This is a genomic window from Polaromonas sp. P1_G2, assembly GCF_056405515.1.
Genome location: NZ_JBFUBY010001471.1, coordinates 1 through 396, shown reverse-complemented (window position 1 = coordinate 396; position 396 = coordinate 1). Strand labels below are relative to the sequence as shown.

Genomic DNA, 396 nt, shown 5'->3' with positions numbered 1-396 from the left:
ACCATCACGCTCGTCACCCAGAGGCTGCCGGCCGTGCTGCTGCCGGGATCGCGGGAGTAGTGCGGCTTTTCAGGTAYGGTGTCGTCGGCTGAGACCTTGATCACCGCCGAGCGGCCATAGAGGYCGTAGTGAAGGTTGACCGCGACCACCAGCGGCTGCTCGTAGGCGCGGCAGACGGAAACCGGAACCGGATTGACCAGCGCGCCATCGACCAGCATGCGGTTGCTGCAGCGGACCGGCTCGAAAATGCCGGGGAGCGCGTAGGATGCACGCAGTGCGGTGATCAGCGAACCGGATTCGATCCAGACTTCGTGCCCGGTCCTCAGTTCGGCTGCGACGGCAACGAAAGGCCTGCCGAGGCTCTCTATCGAAATACCTTCGAGATGCTCCTGCATG

1 protein-coding gene is annotated in these 396 nt (G+C 63.7%); it reads right to left on the bottom strand.

What is annotated here, in order from left to right:
* Positions 1 to 396: patatin-like phospholipase family protein (locus tag AC1D0P_RS31130; protein ID WP_477680255.1), on the bottom strand; the 396-nt coding region annotated here is incomplete at both ends.